A 17,385-nucleotide genomic window follows, 5' to 3' on the forward strand; every position below is an offset into this window, starting at 1 on the left:
CCCAGGGCGCGAACCCCTTGGCATGTGGCGTGCGTCGTAAGGAGAGTCTTTTGAGTCACCCGCACCCCGAACTCGGCGCCGCCCCCGCACTCAAGCCGGGCGCCGTACGCATCACCCCGCTCGGCGGGCTCGGCGAGATCGGTCGCAACATGACCGTGCTCGAGCACGAGGGCCGACTGCTCATCATCGACTGCGGCGTGCTGTTCCCCGAGGACGAGCAGCCCGGCATCGACCTGATCCTGCCGGACTTCTCGTCCATCCGGGACCGGCTCGACAAGATCGACGGCATCGTCCTGACCCACGGTCACGAGGACCACATCGGGGCCGTCCCGTACCTGCTCCGGGAGAACCCGGACATCCCGCTGATCGGCTCCAAGCTCACCCTCGCGCTGATCGAGGCCAAGCTCGCCGAGCACCGGATCCGCCCGTACGTGCTGGAGGTCAAGGAGGGCGAGCGCGAGCGCATCGGCCCCTTCGACTGCGAGTTCATCGCGGTCAACCACTCCATCCCGGACGCCCTCGCGGTGGCCGTCCGCACCTCCGGCGGCATGGTCGTCGCCACCGGTGACTTCAAGATGGACCAGCTCCCGCTGGACGGCCGGCTGACCGACCTCCCGGCCTTCGCCAAGCTGGCCGAGGAGGGCATCGACCTGCTGCTGGTGGACTCCACCAACGCCGAGGTCCCCGGCTTCATCCCGCACGAGCGGGACATCTCGGCCGCGCTGCGCACCGTCTTCTCGAACGCGGACAAGCGCATCATCGTGGCCTCCTTCGCCAGCCACGTGCACCGCATCCAGCAGGTGCTGGACGCCGCGCACGAGCACAAGCGCAAGGTCGCCTTCGTCGGCCGCTCGATGGTCCGCAACATGGGCATCGCCCGTGACCTCGGCTACCTCAAGGTGCCGGGCAACATGATCGTCGACGTCAAGACCCTGGACGACCTGCCGGACAAGGACGTCGTCCTGGTCTGCACCGGCTCCCAGGGCGAGCCGATGGCCGCGCTGTCCCGGATGGCCAACCGCGACCACCAGATCCGGATCGTCGAGGGCGACACGGTCATCATGGCCTCGTCGCTGATCCCCGGTAACGAGACCGCGATCTACCGGGTCATCAACGGCCTGACCCGCTGGGGCGCCAACGTTGTCCACAAGGGCAACGCCAAGGTGCACGTCTCCGGCCACGCCTCGGCCGGCGAGCTGCTGTACTTCTTCAACATCTGCAAGCCGAAGAACCTGATGCCGGTGCACGGCGAGTGGCGCCACCTGCGGGCCTGCGCCGACCTCGGCATCAAGACCGGCATCCCGAAGAACCGCACGGTCATCGCCGAGGACGGTGTCGTGGTCGACCTGGACAAGGGCGTCGCGAAGATCGTCGGCAAGGTCCAGGCCGGTTACGTGTACGTGGACGGGTCGTCCGTCGGCGACATCACCGAGCCCACCCTGAAGGACCGCCGGATCCTCGGCGAGGAGGGCTTCATCTCGGTCTTCGTGGTGGTCGACTCCACCAGCGGCAAGATCGTGAGCGGCCCGAGCATCCAGGCCCGCGGCTCCGGCATCGACGACGGCGCCTTCGGCCCCGTGGTGGCCAAGCTCCAGGAGGCCCTGGACCGGTCGGCGAGCGACGGCGTGCTGGAGGTCCGGCAGATCCAGCAGCTGGTCCGCCGGACCATCGGCAAGTGGGTGGCGGACAACTACCGCCGCCGGCCGATGATCCTCCCGGTCGTGGTCGAGGTCTGATTTGACTTGGGGCAGCCCGGTGCGTAATGTTCTCCGGGTTGCCCCAAGCGGCCGCCGGAACTTCTCTGAGTGAATTCGGGAAGTGAAAGCAGCCCCAGAAACTCTGCTAGAGTTCGGGAGCGCCGAAAGGCAAAAGCTGAAAGATGAAATGAAACTCCGGAAAACGGAGCGGAAAACATCTGATAAGCTTGAAACACGAAAGAACGAAGCGCCCGGAGGGTCCGCCTGATAAGCGGCTCGAAGGAAGTGTCCGTTCCTTGAGAACTCAACAGCGTGCCAAAAGTCAACGCCAGATATGTTGACATCCCCGGCCTCGGATTATTCTGGGGTTGGAGATTCCTTTATGAAGTAAAACACTAGCGAGGACGCAGTGCGCGGGACCGCCTATTCCGGTGGTTGCCGTGCCGCTCAACGCGAGTGGTTGCAGGATTACCTGCAGACATTCACGGAGAGTTTGATCCTGGCTCAGGACGAACGCTGGCGGCGTGCTTAACACATGCAAGTCGAACGATGAAGCTCTTCGGAGTGGATTAGTGGCGAACGGGTGAGTAACACGTGGGAAATCTGCCCTGCACTCTGGGACAAGCCTTGGAAACGAGGTCTAATACCGGATATGACCTTCCTCTGCATGGGGGTTGGTGGAAAGCTCCGGCGGTGCAGGATGGTCCCGCGGCCTATCAGCTTGTTGGTGGGGTAATGGCCTACCAAGGCGACGACGGGTAGCCGGCCTGAGAGGGCGACCGGCCACACTGGGACTGAGACACGGCCCAGACTCCTACGGGAGGCAGCAGTGGGGAATATTGCACAATGGGCGAAAGCCTGATGCAGCGACGCCGCGTGAGGGATGACGGCCTTCGGGTTGTAAACCTCTTTCAGCAGGGAAGAAGCGCAAGTGACGGTACCTGCAGAAGAAGCACCGGCTAACTACGTGCCAGCAGCCGCGGTAATACGTAGGGTGCGAGCGTTGTCCGGAATTATTGGGCGTAAAGAGCTCGTAGGCGGCTTGTCGCGTCGGTTGTGAAAGCCCGGGGCTTAACCCCGGGTCTGCATTCGATACGGGCAGGCTTGAGTGTGGTAGGGGAGATCGGAATTCCTGGTGTAGCGGTGAAATGCGCAGATATCAGGAGGAACACCGGTGGCGAAGGCGGATCTCTGGGCCATTACTGACGCTGAGGAGCGAAAGCGTGGGGAGCGAACAGGATTAGATACCCTGGTAGTCCACGCCGTAAACGTTGGGAACTAGGTGTTGGCGACATTCCACGTCGTCGGTGCCGCAGCTAACGCATTAAGTTCCCCGCCTGGGGAGTACGGCCGCAAGGCTAAAACTCAAAGGAATTGACGGGGGCCCGCACAAGCAGCGGAGCATGTGGCTTAATTCGACGCAACGCGAAGAACCTTACCAAGGCTTGACATATACCGGAAACGGCTAGAGATAGTCGCCCCCTTGTGGTCGGTATACAGGTGGTGCATGGTTGTCGTCAGCTCGTGTCGTGAGATGTTGGGTTAAGTCCCGCAACGAGCGCAACCCTTGTTCTGTGTTGCCAGCATGCCTTTCGGGGTGATGGGGACTCACAGGAGACTGCCGGGGTCAACTCGGAGGAAGGTGGGGACGACGTCAAATCATCATGCCCCTTATGTCTTGGGCTGCACACGTGCTACAATGGTCGGTACAAAGGGCTGCGATGCCGCGAGGCGGAGCGAATCCCAAAAAGCCGGCCTCAGTTCGGATTGGGGTCTGCAACTCGACCCCATGAAGTTGGAGTTGCTAGTAATCGCAGATCAGCATGCTGCGGTGAATACGTTCCCGGGCCTTGTACACACCGCCCGTCACGTCACGAAAGTCGGTAACACCCGAAGCCGGTGGCCTAACCCGTAAGGGGAGGAGCCGTCGAAGGTGGGACCAGCGATTGGGACGAAGTCGTAACAAGGTAGCCGTACCGGAAGGTGCGGCTGGATCACCTCCTTTCTAAGGAGCACATGGCCGGATGTGAGCGAATGTCTCACACGGTTGCTCATGGGTGGAACGTTGACTATTCGGCACACACGGTTGAAGTCGTCAGTACTGTCCTTCGGGGCGTGGAACGCGGTGGATGTCGGGTGTGTCGGGCACGTTGTTGGGTCCTGAGGGAACGGCCGTCATGGTCGTTGCTTCAGTGCCGGTCCTACTCGAGTGGTGCGTGAGCACTGTGAGGGTGGGTGTCTGGTCGTTGTTTGAGAACTGCACAGTGGACGCGAGCATCTGTGGCCAAGTTTTTAAGGGCGCACGGTGGATGCCTTGGCACTAGGAACCGATGAAGGACGTGGGAGGCCACGATAGTCCCCGGGGAGCCGTCAACCAGGCTTTGATCCGGGGGTTTCCGAATGGGGAAACCCGGCAGTCGTCATGGGCTGTCACCCGCACCTGAACACATAGGGTGTGTGGAGGGAACGAGGGGAAGTGAAACATCTCAGTACCCTCAGGAAGAGAAAACAACCGTGATTCCGGGAGTAGTGGCGAGCGAAACCGGATGAGGCTAAACCGTTTTGGTGTGAGACCCGGCAGGGGTTGCCAGAGCGGGGTCGTGGGAAAGTTCTTGATCGGTCTGCCGGCCGGTCGGTGAGTCAGAAACCGTATGGATAGTCGAAGGACATGCGAAAGGTCCGGCGTAGAGGGTAAGACCCCCGTAGACGAAATCTGTGCGGCTCACTTGAGCTTCTCCCAAGTAGCACGGAGCCCGAGAAATTCCGTGTGAATCTGGCGGGACCACCCGCTAAGCCTAAATATTCCCTAGTGACCGATAGCGGATAGTACCGTGAGGGAATGGTGAAAAGTACCGCGGGAGCGGAGTGAAATAGTACCTGAAACCGTGTGCCTACAAGCCGTGGGAGCGTCGGACAGTGGGCTTGCCCATTGTCTCGTGACTGCGTGCCTTTTGAAGAATGAGCCTGCGAGTTTGCGGTGTGTAGCGAGGTTAACCCGTGTGGGGTAGCCGTAGCGAAAGCGAGTCCGAATAGGGCGATTCAGTTGCATGCCCAAGACCCGAAGCGGAGTGATCTAGCCATGGGCAGGTTGAAGCGGAGGTAAGACTTCGTGGAGGACCGAACCCACCAGGGTTGAAAACCTGGGGGATGACCTGTGGTTAGGGGTGAAAGGCCAATCAAACTCCGTGATAGCTGGTTCTCCCCGAAATGCATTTAGGTGCAGCGTCACGTGTTTCTTGCCGGAGGTAGAGCACTGGATAGGCGATGGGCCTCACCGGGTTACTGACCTTAGCCAAACTCCGAATGCCGGTAAGTGAGAGCGTGGCAGTGAGACTGTGGGGGATAAGCTCCATGGTCGAGAGGGAAACAGCCCAGAACACCGACTAAGGTCCCTAAGCGTGTGCTAAGTGGGAAAGGATGTGGAGTCGCAGAGACAACCAGGAGGTTGGCTTAGAAGCAGCCACCCTTGAAAGAGTGCGTAATAGCTCACTGGTCAAGTGATTCCGCGCCGACAATGTAGCGGGGCTCAAGTACACCACCGAAGTCGTGTCATTGCAGCTATAGGGCCAACGCCCGCTGTGATGGGTAGGGGAGCGTCGTGTGCCGGGTGAAGCAGCGGAGGAATCCAGTTGTGGACGGTTCACGAGTGAGAATGCAGGCATGAGTAGCGATACAAGAGTGGGAAACTCTTGCGCCGATTGACCAAGGGTTCCTGGGTCAAGCTGATCTGCCCAGGGTAAGTCGGGACCTAAGGCGAGGCCGACAGGCGTAGTCGATGGACAACGGGTTGATATTCCCGTACCCGCTTTGAAGCGCCAACGTCGAACCTCTGAATGCTAAAGCCGCGAAGCCGGCCTGGAGTCTTCGGACAAAGGGACGTGGTGGAGCCGCTGACCCAACAGGGTAGTAGGTGAGCGATGGGGTGACGCAGGAAGGTAGTCCAGCCCGGGCGGTGGTTGTCCCGGGGTAAGGGTGTAGGCCGAGTGATAGGCAAATCCGTCACTCATTGAGGCTGAGACCTGATGCCGAGCCGATTGTGGTGAAGTGGATGATCCTATGCTGTCGAGAAAAGCCTCTAGCGAGTTTCATGGCGGCCCGTACCCCAAACCGACTCAGGTGGTCAGGTAGAGAATACCGAGGCGTTCGGGTGAACTATGGTTAAGGAACTCGGCAAAATGCCCCCGTAACTTCGGGAGAAGGGGGGCCGGAACTGGTGATGGAATTTACTTCCTGAGCTGGGGCCGGCCGCAGAGACCAGCGAGAAGCGACTGTTTACTAAAAACACAGGTCCGTGCGAAGCCGTAAGGCGATGTATACGGACTGACGCCTGCCCGGTGCTGGAACGTTAAGGGGACCGGTTAGTCTAGTTTCGACTAGGCGAAGCTGAGAACTTAAGCGCCAGTAAACGGCGGTGGTAACTATAACCATCCTAAGGTAGCGAAATTCCTTGTCGGGTAAGTTCCGACCTGCACGAATGGCGTAACGACTTCTCGACTGTCTCAACCATAGGCCCGGTGAAATTGCATTACGAGTAAAGATGCTCGTTTCGCGCAGCAGGACGGAAAGACCCCGGGACCTTTACTATAGCTTGATATTGGTGTTCGGTTCGGCTTGTGTAGGATAGGTGGGAGACTTTGAAGCGGCAACGCCAGTTGTTGTGGAGTCGTCGTTGAAATACCACTCTGGTCGTGCTGGATGTCTAACCTGGGTCCGTGATCCGGATCAGGGACAGTGTCTGGTGGGTAGTTTAACTGGGGCGGTTGCCTCCTAAAGAGTAACGGAGGCGCCCAAAGGTTCCCTCAGCCTGGTTGGCAATCAGGTGTTGAGTGTAAGTGCACAAGGGAGCTTGACTGTGAGACCGACGGGTCGAGCAGGGACGAAAGTCGGGACTAGTGATCCGGCGGTAGCTTGTGGAAGCGCCGTCGCTCAACGGATAAAAGGTACCCCGGGGATAACAGGCTGATCTTCCCCAAGAGTCCATATCGACGGGATGGTTTGGCACCTCGATGTCGGCTCGTCGCATCCTGGGGCTGGAGTAGGTCCCAAGGGTTGGGCTGTTCGCCCATTAAAGCGGTACGCGAGCTGGGTTTAGAACGTCGTGAGACAGTTCGGTCCCTATCCGCTGTGCGCGTAGGAATATTGAGAAGGGCTGTCCCTAGTACGAGAGGACCGGGACGGACGAACCTCTGGTGTGCCAGTTGTTCTGCCAAGGGCATGGCTGGTTGGCTACGTTCGGGAGGGATAACCGCTGAAAGCATCTAAGCGGGAAGCCTGCTTCGAGATGAATATTCCCACCTCCTTGAGAGGGTAAGGCTCCCAGTAGACGACTGGGTTGATAGGCCGGATGTGGAAGCCCTGTAAGGGGTGGAGCTGACCGGTACTAATAGGCCGAGGGCTTGTCCTCAGTTGCTCGCGTCCACTGTGTTGTTCTGAAACAACGACCCCACACCGTTTGGTCACGGGTGTGGTGCGGTCATACAGTTTCATAGTGTTTCGGTGGTCATAGCGTGAGGGAAACGCCCGGTTACATTCCGAACCCGGAAGCTAAGCCTCATAGCGCCGATGGTACTGCAGGGGGGACCCTGTGGGAGAGTAGGACGCCGCCGAACAATCATTCCAAAGAAGCCCCCTCCCATTCGGGAGGGGGCTTCTTTGCGTTAACCTTCGCGAATGCAGAACCTGACCCTGACCTGGCAGACGGCCGGCGGCACCGCTGCCGTCCTGCTCGGCGCCGCCTATGCGGCCAAGCGGGTGGCGCGGCCGGGCGTTGCGGTGGTCTGCCGGGAGGCGGGGACGCTGCTGGCGCTCTTCACGCTGTGGCAGTTGGTCGGGCACCTCTCGGTGCTGAGCACGGACCACGCGCTCGATCGGGCGGACTGGATCCATCGCACCGAGCTGGCCTGGGGGCTGCCCGACGAGGCGGCCCTGCAGCGGTCGGCGCGGGAACACTCCTGGGTGATCTCTGCGGCCAACTACTACTACGCGGTGATGCACTTCGGGGTGATGCTGGTACTGCTGGCGTGGGTGTTCGTCCGGCACCGTGCCCGGTACGCCTGGTTGCGGAACACGGTGGTGCTGACCACGGCGGCCTGTCTGCTGATCCAGTTCCTGCCGGTGGCGCCCCCGCGGATGCTGCCGGGGAACGGCTTCGTCGACGTGGCGGCGGAGTACGGGCAGTCGGTCTACGGCGGTGCCGTGGGCGGGGTGGTGGCGGACCAGCTCTCCGCGATGCCGTCCGTGCACGTGGCCTGGTGCGTGATCGTCGCCGTCGCGGTGGCCGTGATCGCGCGCGGGCCCTGGCGCTGGCTGGCGGTCCTGCACCCGGTGATCACCGTCTATGTGGTGGTGGTGACGGCCAACCACTTCTGGGCCGACGGGCTGGTGGCGGTGGGGCTGCTGCTGATCGTCTACCTGGTGCAGCACGCGTTCTCCGGCTGGCGGCGTACGGAGCGGCCGGCCGCCGAGCCCGCCCCGGTCCGGGACCGGGCGGGCAGCAGCAGCTGACCCTGGGTCAGCGGCCCAGCAGCGCGTCCACCTCGGCCTGGTAGAGCAGCGCGGGGTCGAACCCCATGCCGCCGAAGTGGCCGGTCAGTTCCAGTGAGAGCGCCCCGTGCAGCCTGGTCCAGGTGACCATGGCCAGGTGCAGCGCCTGCGGCGAGGCGTTGTGGCCGCCGTCCCAGGCCCGGTGGGACGCCAGGTGGGTGTCGAACGTGGTGTCGGCGGCGGCCGTCGGAATCGCCGCGCAGGCGTCCAGCAGCACCTGCATGATCTCGGCCGCGATCAGGGTGACGTCCTGCGGGGCGTGGTAGCCGGGGATCGGCGTGCCGTAGATCAGGAAGTAGCGGTGCGGATCCGCCAGCCCCCAGTCGCGGAGGGCGTGGGCGACCGTGCCGAGCTCGGGTTCGTCGGCGGCCGCGGCCTTGATGGTGTCCGCCAGGCTGCGGTAGGCGTCCGTGATCAGCTCGGTGATCAGCTCGTCCCGGCCGGCGAAGTACCGGTACAGCGCGGGGCCGCTCATGCCCAGCTGCTTGGCGATCGCGTTCAGCGACAGGGCGGACGAGCCGGCGGCGGCGATCTGTTCCCGGGCCCGTTCCTTGACCTCGGCCCGCACCTGCTCGCGGTAGCGCTCGCGGGGGGTTCTCGTCTCGGTCCCGGCCATCGGCCACCCTCTCGATAGAAGCTGACAAGTTGGTGAGACCCTATCACTGAAGCCCTTGACGACTCCCTCTAGCGACAGTTATAACTTGTAACGAAGCAAAGCAGCGCTCACCAACGTGGAGGTCGTCATGCAGGTCCAGGAGCTCGTCGAGGTCGTTCTGCCCGGCACGGTCGAGCCCGAGGGCTTCGAGCTGCGCCGAGGCGCGGTGCCCGTTCCCGGTGCCGGGCAGGTGGTGGTGGCGATGGAGGCGACCGGTGTCTCGTTCGCCGAGCAGCAGATGCGCCGGGGCCGCTACTTCGACCAGCCCGCCTACCCGTTCGTCCCGGGCTACGACCTGGTCGGCACCGTGCTGACCACCGGCCCCGGCGTGCCCGACGACCTGCGCGGCCGCCGGGTGGCGGCGCTGACCAAGGTCGGCGCCTGGGCCAGCCACGTGCTGGTGGACGCGGCCGACCTGGTCGACGTCCCGGACGGGGTGTCGGCGACGCAGGCCGAGGGCGCGGTGCTCAACGGTCTGACGGCGTGGCAGATGCTGCACGGCAAGGCCCGGGTCCGGGCCGGGCAGACCGTGCTGGTGCACGGCGCGAACGGCGGCGTGGGCTCGCTGCTGGTCCAGCTGGCCGCCCTCGCCGGGGCCCGGGTGATCGGCACCGCCTCGGCCCGGCACCACGAGGCGCTGCGGGCGATGGGGGTGACCCCGGTCGACTACCGGACCGAGGACGTCCCGGCCCGGGTCCGCGAGCTCGCCCCCGGCGGGGTGGACGCGGTCTTCGACCACATCGGCGGCCGCAGCGTGGTCGACTCCTGGAGCCTGCTCGCGCCGGGCGGCACTCTGGTCTCGTACGGCAGCGCCGCCACCCGGGACGACACCGGCTCCCGGTACTGGCCGGTGCTGAAGATCCTCGGCCGGATCTGGACCTGGAACACCCTCCCGAACGGCCGGCACGCGTACTTCTACAACGTCTGGGCCGGCCGGTCGACCGGCCGGGACGGCTTCCGGGCCCGGCTGCGGGCCGACCTCACGCAGGTCTTCGACGCACTGCGGCGCGGTGAGCTGACCGCCCTGGTCGCGGCCGAGCTGCCGCTGGCCCGGATCGCCGAGGCTGTCCGGCTGGCGGAGTCGGGCACGGTGGCGGGCAAGGTCGTGCTCACCCCGTAGGCGCCGGGGCCGTCAGGTGTTCTCCGGCGTGAGCCCGGCGCGGGTGGCCAGCAGGGCCGCCTGCACCCGGGTGTCCGCGCCGGTGCGGTCGAGGATGGTGTCGATCAGCGTCTTCACCGAGTCGGGGCCGATGCCGAGCCGGAGGGCGATCTCCAGGTTGGGCATGCCGGCGCCGAGCAGGGCCAGCGCCTCGCGCTCGGCCGGGGCGAGGGCCGCGATCCGGCGGGCCGCCTCGGTGCCCGGGTCCTCCGGGTCGGCCGGGTCACCTTCGAGCATCCGCTTGACGACCAGTCCGGTGACCCCGGGGGAGAGCACGGCGTCCCCGGCGGCGGCCGCTCGGACGGCGCTGATCAGTTCGTGCGGGCCGTCGTCCTTGAGCAGGAAGCCGCTGGCGCCGGAGCGCAGCGCCCGGGTGACGTTCTCCTCCTCGCCGAAGGTGGTCAGCATGACGACGGCCGGCCGGGGGTCGAGCCGGATCAGCTGGTCGATCGCGGCCAGCCCGTCCAGGACCGGCATCCGGATGTCGACCAGCGCCACGTCGACCGGGGTGCGAGCCGCCTCCGCGACGGCCTCGGCGCCGTTGGCGGCCTCGGCCACCACCTCGATGTCCTCGGCGTGCTGGAGGACCAGGCGCAGACCGGCCCGGATGCCGGGCTCGTCGTCGGCCAGCAGCACCCGGATCGGTGTGGCCCGCTCAGCGCTGTCGTCGGTCATGCGCAGCTCCCGGTCGATGGGTGGTCAGGGTGCCAGGGGGGTGGTGAAAGTGATGATTTCGGACAGAACATCACTTTTGAAACAGTACCGGGTGACCAGCAGCCGGTCGCTCTCCGTGGTCCGGCCGGTGTACGGGTACAGGCAGTCGGTGGTGCCGCCGGGCCGGGTCGGTTCGCGGCCGGCGGCGGCGGAGCGGACCGAGGGGCTGTCCGGGCCGACCACCGAGGTGACCTGACTCGTGCTCATACCGGTGTGCACGGCACTGACCGGCGGCGGGCCGTCGTACGGGCGGGTCTGCTGGACCAGGCCGAGGCCGAGCAGCAGGATCACCCCGAGCCCGGCCAGCCCGAGGGCGGCCGACACGGCGCTGGCGAGCTGGCGCCGGAGCCGCCCGCCGGCGCCCGCCGGGAGGGCGAGCGGGGCGGGGCCGTCGCCGGTGGCCTGTTCGGCCCGGGCCCCGGCGGCGGGCGGGTCGGTGGGGAGGATCGCCCGGACCTCGAACTCGCCGCCGGGCACCGGGCCGACGGTCAGCCGGCCGCCCAGCACCGCGACCCGTTCGCGCAGGCCGTCCAGGCCCCGGCCGCTGCCGAGCCCGGTGGTGACGGCCGGCGGGACGGGCGGCGCGCCGTTGATCACCGTCACCTCGACACTGCCGGGCAGCTGGGCCACCGTCACCTCGACGGTGGCGCCGACCGCGTACCGGTGCACGTTGGTGAGCGCCTCCCGGACCACCCGGTTGACGGCCCGTCGGACCTGCGGCCGGACCTCGGTCAGGTCCTCGCCCTGCCAGTCGAGGGAGACCGGGATGCCCGCCGCGCGGGACTCCTCGACCAGGGCCAGGATGTCGGCCCGGGTGCCGGTCGCGTCGGTGAGCGCGTCCGTGCCGGTGTCCCGGCCGAGCGGGCCGAGGACGCCGAGCACCTGGCGCAGCTCGTCCATCGCGTCCCGGCTGGCCTGCCGGAGCTGTTCGGCCTCGCCGCTGAGCTGGGGCGCCTGCCGGTCCAGGGCGAGCTCCAGGCCGCCGGCGTGCAGGGAGATCAGGCTGAGCCGGTGGCCGACCAGGTCGTGCATCTCGGCGGCGATCCTGGACCGCTCCTGGATCCGGGACTCGTTCTCGGCGGAGCGCTTGGCCCGTTCGGCCGCCGCCGTGCGCTCGCGCAGTGCGCCGACCAGCTGGTCCTGCTGCCCGGCGGCGGTGCCGACCAGGCCGGGGATCAGTACCGCGACCACCGCCAGCACCCCGCCCTGGGCGAGCGCGTACTGCCAGCGGCCGCCCTGCCAGTAGTCCAGCCGGACTTCGCTGACCACCAGCGGGAGCAGCGCGGCGGTGACCAGGACCAGGTCGCGCCGCCAGGGGCGGCCGCCCCGGCGGGAGGCGGTGTAGCTGACGATCGCGGTGAGCATGGCGGCGCTGGGCAGCACCCCCACCAGGGCGGCCAGGCCGAGCAGCGCGGCGTCGGGGTACCGGTGCCGGAGCAGTGTGAAGGCGAGCGAGGCCGTGCCGAGGAACAGCAGGGTGCTGCGGTCGAGGGTGCCGGAGAGGCCGACGCTGCGCAGCGCCGCGTAGGTGATCAGCAGCACCACCCCGCCGACCACCGCCTCCAGCAGCCGGCGTCCGGGTGCGGAGGTGGCCGGGCGGTCGGCGGGCAGCAACGGTACGAAGCGCATCTCCCGATTGTGCCGGAGCGGAATCCGCTCTTCCGATTGGTCGCATCAGCCGATCGGATGACCCGGCGGTCGGCCGATCGCGGACTTCGGCTCCCGGCTCCCGGCGGAGGATGGCGGTAGGGCGACGGAAGGTGGCGGGAGATGAGCGGTCGACGGCTCGCGGTCGGGCTCGGGGCACTGGCGGTCCTGCTGGCCGCCTGCGGCGGTCCGACCGGCGAACGGACGACGGAACGGGTGACGCAACCCACGGTGCGGACCGCGCCGACGGTACCGGCGCAGCCGGGCACCCTGCTGCTGACCGACTTCGGGGGCGACACCGTGACCTTCGTCGACCCGGCCGCCGGCCCGACCGGCTCGGTCCGGGTCGGCACCGCGCCCTGGGGCGTGGCGCTCGGCCCGGACGGCCGGGCCTGGGTGGCGACCGCCGAAGGGGTGGCCGTGGTGGACACCCGGGAGCGCCGGCTGCTCGCGCTGGTGCCGTACCGGACCGCGACCGGTCCGGTCACCACCGGCGAGTACCGGGGCGGCGGCATGGGCATCGCGCTCTCGCCGGACGGGCGGCAGGTCTTCGTCGGGGTCAACGTCCCGGGGAGGCCGGGGGTGCTGGAGGTGCTCGACGCGGCGGAGCAGCGGGTCACCGACGTGGTGCCGGTCGGTCGGCGGCCGTTCGACGTGCTGGTGTCGCGGGACGGCCGGGAGGTGTACGCGGTCGGGCACGACTCCTTCGACGTGACGGCGGTGCCGGTGGACGGCCTGCGCCCGCGCCGGCTGGAGGTGGCGCCGTACAGCACGGCGGGCGGGCTCGGCTCCTGGCTGAAGCCGCACTATGCCGAAGTCCGGGACGACGGACGGCTGTTGCTGCCGTTCGAGGGGGAGCGGCTGGCGGTGCTGGACCCGACCACCGGGGCGGTGACGGTCGAGCGGATGACCGCCGACACCCACCAGCACGGCACCGCGCTGACCCCGGACGGCACCCTGCTGGTGGTCGGCACCGGACCGGTCGGGGCCGAGGACCACGGGCCGTCGCTGACGGTCCGGAGCCCGGGCGGCGCCGAGCGGCTGGTCCCGTTGGAGGGCCCGCACGAGGACGTCACGGTCTCCCGGGACGGCCGGACGGCGTACGTGACCGGCGGGTTCAGCCGGCCGGGCGGCTGGGACGGGATCACGGTGGTGGACCTGACGACCGGTCGGGCGGAGCGGCTCGCGGCGGGACGGCTGCCGCTCGGCGCGGTGGTGCTCTGAGCGGTCCGGGGCAGCTCGGACCGTGCGGAAAGCCCGCAGCCGGGCCGCCCGGTGGGGCGGGCGGCCCGGCTGCGGGTGTTCAGGTGGTGATGCAGCCCCCGTGAGGGCTCATCGGGTCGGGAGCAGCGCCCGGCCCCAGCCGCTCTCGGCGAGCGCGGCGGTGGCCGAGTACCAGGCGACCAGGCCCGCGGCGGCGGCGAGCCAGGCGCCCACCTTGCCGAGGCCCGAGCTGCTGTTCAGCACCCCGATCGCGCTGACCACCAGGGAGAGGGTGAACAGGGCGAAGATGAGTCGGCCGAACAGCCCGGAGTTCCAGGCGGCCAGGGTCAGGCTCAGCACGAGCAGGGCCCAGAGCAGCAGGAACAGCCCGGCGGCGTTCTTGCTCGCGCCGCCTGCCGCCGACCAGGTCGCCCAGAAGGCGCCGAGGCTGGTGAAGGCGGTGCCGGTGAAGCCGTCGCCGCTGCGCAGTTGCCAGAGGCCGGCGACGAAGAGGGTCAGCCCGCCGACCAGGTGGGCGACTGAGGCGGCGTCCTTGAGACCGGTGCCGGAGAAGATCCCGGTGCCGAGGATGCCGTACGCGAGAAGGGTCAGACCGAGAGCCAGGTAGCCGAGGTTGCCGGCATCGGCGGATCGGGCGTTCGCCCCGGTAGCTTCGTTGCTCACCGGAGGCTCCTTTCACTCTGGGCGCCGCGAACGCGGCAGGAGTGTGCGTGAAGGTGGGTGCGCGTGCCGGCCGTGGGCGCACGGAACCAGGGACGGTCCCACGGTGCGGGCGGCTGCGGCTGAATGATGAACCGGCAGGTCGGAGCTGCCGGTCGGTCCCCTCCGGGGTGTTCCCCGGTGAGATCGGTGTACCCGGCCCGAGCGGGCTTGTACCCTTGTGAATCCCACAATTTGTCCGGTCGTCAGATGTGTGGTGACGACTGCTGAACGAGCCCGACCGGGAGTGAGCGGATCAGCCCTGACGCTGCTCGGGGATCCGCAGGGTGAGGATGGCCATGTCGTCCGACGGCGGCTCGGCGGCGAACCGTTCGACCGCCCGCTGCACCCGGGCCGAGACCGCGCCGGCGGTCAGGCCGGTGCAGCCGGTGAGCACCGCGGCCAGCCCGTCGTCGCCCAACATCCGCTGGCCCTCCCGGCGTTCGGTGACGCCGTCGGTGACGCAGAGCAGCACCTCGCCGGGGTGCAGGGTGAACTGCTCGGCCACCAGGTCGAGTTCGTCCAGCACACCGAGCAGCGGCTGCGGGGTGGCGGCCGGGTCGACCCGGCCGTCGGTGGTCAGCCGCAGCGGCAGCGGGTGCCCGGCGCAGACCAGCGAGAGGTCGGTGCTGCCGTCCGGCCGGGGCGTCAACTCGCCGTAGAGCAGGGTGAGGAAGCGGCTGCGGGTGCCCTCGTCCAGGATCGCGGTGTTCAGCCGGCCGAGCAGCTGCGGGCCGTCCAGCCCCTCCCGGGCCAGCAGCCGGAGCGCGTGCCGGGCCAGCCCGGTGACGGCGGCGGCCTCCGGGCCGGTGCCGCAGACGTCGCCGATCGCGAAGCCGTAGGTGCCCTCGCGGATCGGGAAGATGTCGTAGAAGTCGCCGCCGACCTCGTTGCCCTCGCCCGCGGCCTGGTAGAAGACCTCCACCTCGACGCCCGGGATCTTCGGCAACTCCGGCGGCAGCAGCGCCCGTTGGAACGCCTGACTGGTGGCGGTGCGCTCGGAGTAGAGCCGGGAGTTGTCCAGCGCCAGGGCGGCCCGGCGGGACAGGTCCTCGGCCAGCTCCAGCATCTCCTGGCGGAACCGCAGGCCGCTGGAGACGCCGAGCACCAGCAGGCCGATCACCCGGTTCCGGGCGGCCAGCGGGAGCACCACGGTCTCGCCGAGCAGCCCGGCCAGCTCCGGACTGTCCGTCAGCCCGCTCTGCCGGGCGGCCTCGACCGGGGCGGTCCAGAACCGGACGCCGTTGTCGGGGCCGGCCTCCGGAGCCGGGGTCTTGTCCAGCAGCGCGCGCAGCTGGTCGATCCGGTCCTCGTCCTGGTGCAGCACGAACGCCAGCTCGGCCCCGGCGTCGTGGGTGGTGTAGACGGCGCACCAGGAGGCCAGCGTGGGCACCGCCATCTGGGCCATCAGGGCGAGCGTCTGGCCGTGCTCCAGGGTGCCCGCGAGCAGGTCGGACGCCTCCACCAGGAAGGACAGCGAGCCGCGCCGGAGCCGCTCCAGCTCGGTCAGCCGGGCGCTCTCCAGCGCCAGCGCGACCCGGTCGACGGCGAACTGCAGCCGCAGCGCGTCCTCGTTGTCGTACCGGCCGGGCCCGGCCGCGGCCACCCCGAGCGAACCGGTCAGCCGCCCGTCCACCTTGAGCGGGACGGTGATCAGCGACCGCAGCCCCGAACCGGCCAGCAGCGGCGCGACGTTGGGCCGGACCGCGAGGTCCTCGTGCACGGCGGGCAGCCGGGCCGAGTCGTACCGCCCGGCCCCCTCGTCGACCGCGATCGGCGGGACCAGCCGGCTCGCACGGGGCAGGCCGGTGGCGGCCCGCAGCTCGAACTCGGTCTCGTCGTCGGTGGTGAGCAGCAGGTACGCGGCGTCCGCGTCCAGCAGGTCGCGGGCCCGCTCGACGATCCGCTGCAGCAGGCCGCCCAGGTCGTCCGGGCCGATCGGCCCGACCAGCAGGTCGAGCGGCTCGGCCCCGGCCGGGGCGTCCGCGCCGGTCGCGGGGGAGCGGAGCACCGCCCGGTCGCTCTCGGGCACCAGCAGGCAGAGCGTGGACGGGACGCCGTGGGTGTCCCTGACCCGGACCTGCACGGCGTACACCTCGGGCTGCCCGTCCAGCCGGAGCGCGAAGCCGCCCTCCCAGCGGGCCAGCCGGAGCGTCTCGGCGAGCTCGGGACCGTCCGACGGCCAGAGCACGTACGTGGACCAGGGCCGGCCGACCGCCTGCTCGGCGGGGAGCCGGAACAGTGCCTCGGCGTCCTGGTTCCAACTGCTGACCAGGCCTTGGTCGTCGACCTGGACCACGGCCACCAGCACCGGGCCGTCGGCGCCCGGCAACTCGCCGCCGGGCAGGGCGGGCAGGGCGTACCGGGTGCCGATGATGTGGTCGGGGAGGGCGAGCCGGAACCAGACCGTCTTCTGCCCGGCGGAGTACTCGACGCCCCAGCAGGTGGAGATGGCCGAACACATCAGCAGGCCCCGGCCGCCCTCGCCGTCCGGGTCGCCGTAGCGCTCGGAGCTCTGCGCGGGGACGTTGGTGAACGAGGGCAGACCGCGCTCCGGGTGACGGTCCGTCACCTCGATCCGGATCGTCTCCTCCTCGCGCAGGCAGCACACCTCGGCGGCCGTACCGGCGTGCACGACGGCGTTCGTGACCAGCTCGCTGACCAGCACCACGGCGTCGTCGACCACCTCGGGCAGCCCCCAGCCGAGCAGGGCGTCGCGGACGAAGCCGCGCGCCGCGGCGGCCGACCTGCCGACCGGCTCGAAGGTGGCGGCTGCGCGCGCGGTGACCACGTGCCACTTCTCCCATCAGATCCGATTGCCCCGACCCGGTCGGATCTGCCCTTGGATCGGGCGTCCCGGGGTCGGTGCGGCGTCCCACCCTACTTTCCGGCGGCACCTCCGTGGGCCCGGTGGACGGAAAGAGCACCTCCGGGTGATTCCGGCCACTCCGCCGGGCGGGGACCGGCCCGCTCCGGGAGGGGCGCTTTGCGCTGCCCGGGTGCAGACCCTGTGCAACGGGACGGACACCCGGCGGCTGTGCTGTCAG

9 protein-coding genes and 3 rRNA genes are annotated in these 17,385 nt (G+C 68.1%); 7 read left to right on the forward strand and 5 right to left on the reverse strand.

All coding sequences use genetic code 11. The features are described from left to right. Positions 1-50: 50 nt before the first annotated feature. The 5 genes from OHV05_RS23590 to OHV05_RS23610 all read left to right on the forward strand — a co-directional run bounded on the left by OHV05_RS23590 (position 51) and on the right by OHV05_RS23610 (position 8,201). Positions 51-1,736: a ribonuclease J gene (locus OHV05_RS23590; protein ID WP_405019416.1), complete on the forward strand. Its 1,686-nt coding sequence runs from the start codon at positions 51-53 to the stop codon at positions 1,734-1,736. Between the two features lie 442 nt (positions 1,737-2,178). Continuing rightward, positions 2,179-3,702 (forward strand): 16S ribosomal RNA (locus tag OHV05_RS23595). Positions 3,703-3,979: 277 nt separating this feature from the next. Further along, positions 3,980-7,101: ribosomal RNA gene (locus OHV05_RS23600) — 23S ribosomal RNA — on the forward strand. Positions 7,102-7,189: 88 nt separating this feature from the next. Further along, positions 7,190-7,306, forward strand: a 5S ribosomal RNA gene (rrf, locus tag OHV05_RS23605). Together the 16S, 23S and 5S rRNA genes form the textbook arrangement of a ribosomal RNA operon. A 61-nt stretch (positions 7,307-7,367) precedes the next feature. Continuing rightward, positions 7,368-8,201, forward strand: coding sequence for a phosphatase PAP2 family protein (locus OHV05_RS23610; RefSeq protein WP_405019417.1), 834 nt, complete (start codon positions 7,368-7,370; stop codon positions 8,199-8,201). A gap of 7 nt (positions 8,202-8,208) precedes the next feature. Here OHV05_RS23610 and OHV05_RS23615 read toward each other — a convergent pair whose 3' ends face one another. Continuing rightward, entirely contained in the window at positions 8,209-8,856 is a 648-nt protein-coding gene (locus OHV05_RS23615) for a TetR/AcrR family transcriptional regulator (RefSeq protein ID WP_405019418.1), read from the reverse strand. A gap of 127 nt (positions 8,857-8,983) precedes the next feature. Between OHV05_RS23615 and OHV05_RS23620 the strand changes: the two genes are divergently transcribed. Beyond that, positions 8,984-10,015, forward strand: coding sequence for a medium chain dehydrogenase/reductase family protein (locus tag OHV05_RS23620; RefSeq protein WP_405019419.1), 1,032 nt, complete (start codon positions 8,984-8,986; stop codon positions 10,013-10,015). 12 nt (positions 10,016-10,027) lie between these two features. Here the strand turns inward: OHV05_RS23620 and OHV05_RS23625 are convergent, their stop codons facing one another. Together OHV05_RS23625 and OHV05_RS23630 are read right to left on the reverse strand one after the other, a co-directional pair. Then, positions 10,028-10,729: a response regulator gene (locus OHV05_RS23625; RefSeq protein ID WP_405019420.1), complete on the reverse strand. Its 702-nt coding sequence runs from the start codon at positions 10,727-10,729 to the stop codon at positions 10,028-10,030. A 24-nt stretch (positions 10,730-10,753) separates the two neighbouring features. Continuing rightward, positions 10,754-12,397, reverse strand: a complete 1,644-nt coding sequence (locus OHV05_RS23630; protein ID WP_405019421.1) for a sensor histidine kinase — start codon at positions 12,395-12,397, stop codon at positions 10,754-10,756. Positions 12,398-12,538: 141 nt separating this feature from the next. Here OHV05_RS23630 and OHV05_RS23635 point away from each other — a divergent pair, with 141 nt between their 5' ends. Beyond that, the gene (locus OHV05_RS23635) at positions 12,539-13,639 is read left to right on the forward strand and encodes a hypothetical protein (RefSeq protein WP_405019422.1); all 1,101 of its coding nucleotides are present in this window, start codon (positions 12,539-12,541) and stop codon (positions 13,637-13,639) included. A 108-nt stretch (positions 13,640-13,747) separates the two neighbouring features. On the opposite strand, the gene OHV05_RS23640 is transcribed toward OHV05_RS23635, so the two are convergent. Beyond that, entirely contained in the window at positions 13,748-14,302 is a 555-nt protein-coding gene (locus tag OHV05_RS23640; protein WP_405019423.1) for a GPR1/FUN34/YaaH family transporter, read from the reverse strand. A 292-nt stretch (positions 14,303-14,594) separates the two neighbouring features. Further along, positions 14,595-17,129, reverse strand: a complete 2,535-nt coding sequence (locus OHV05_RS23645) for a SpoIIE family protein phosphatase (protein ID WP_405019424.1) — start codon at positions 17,127-17,129, stop codon at positions 14,595-14,597. Positions 17,130-17,385 lie beyond the last annotated feature (256 nt).

It is taken from the genome of Kitasatospora sp. NBC_00070 (assembly GCF_045041205.1).
Lineage (GTDB): Bacteria > Actinomycetota > Actinomycetes > Streptomycetales > Streptomycetaceae > Kitasatospora.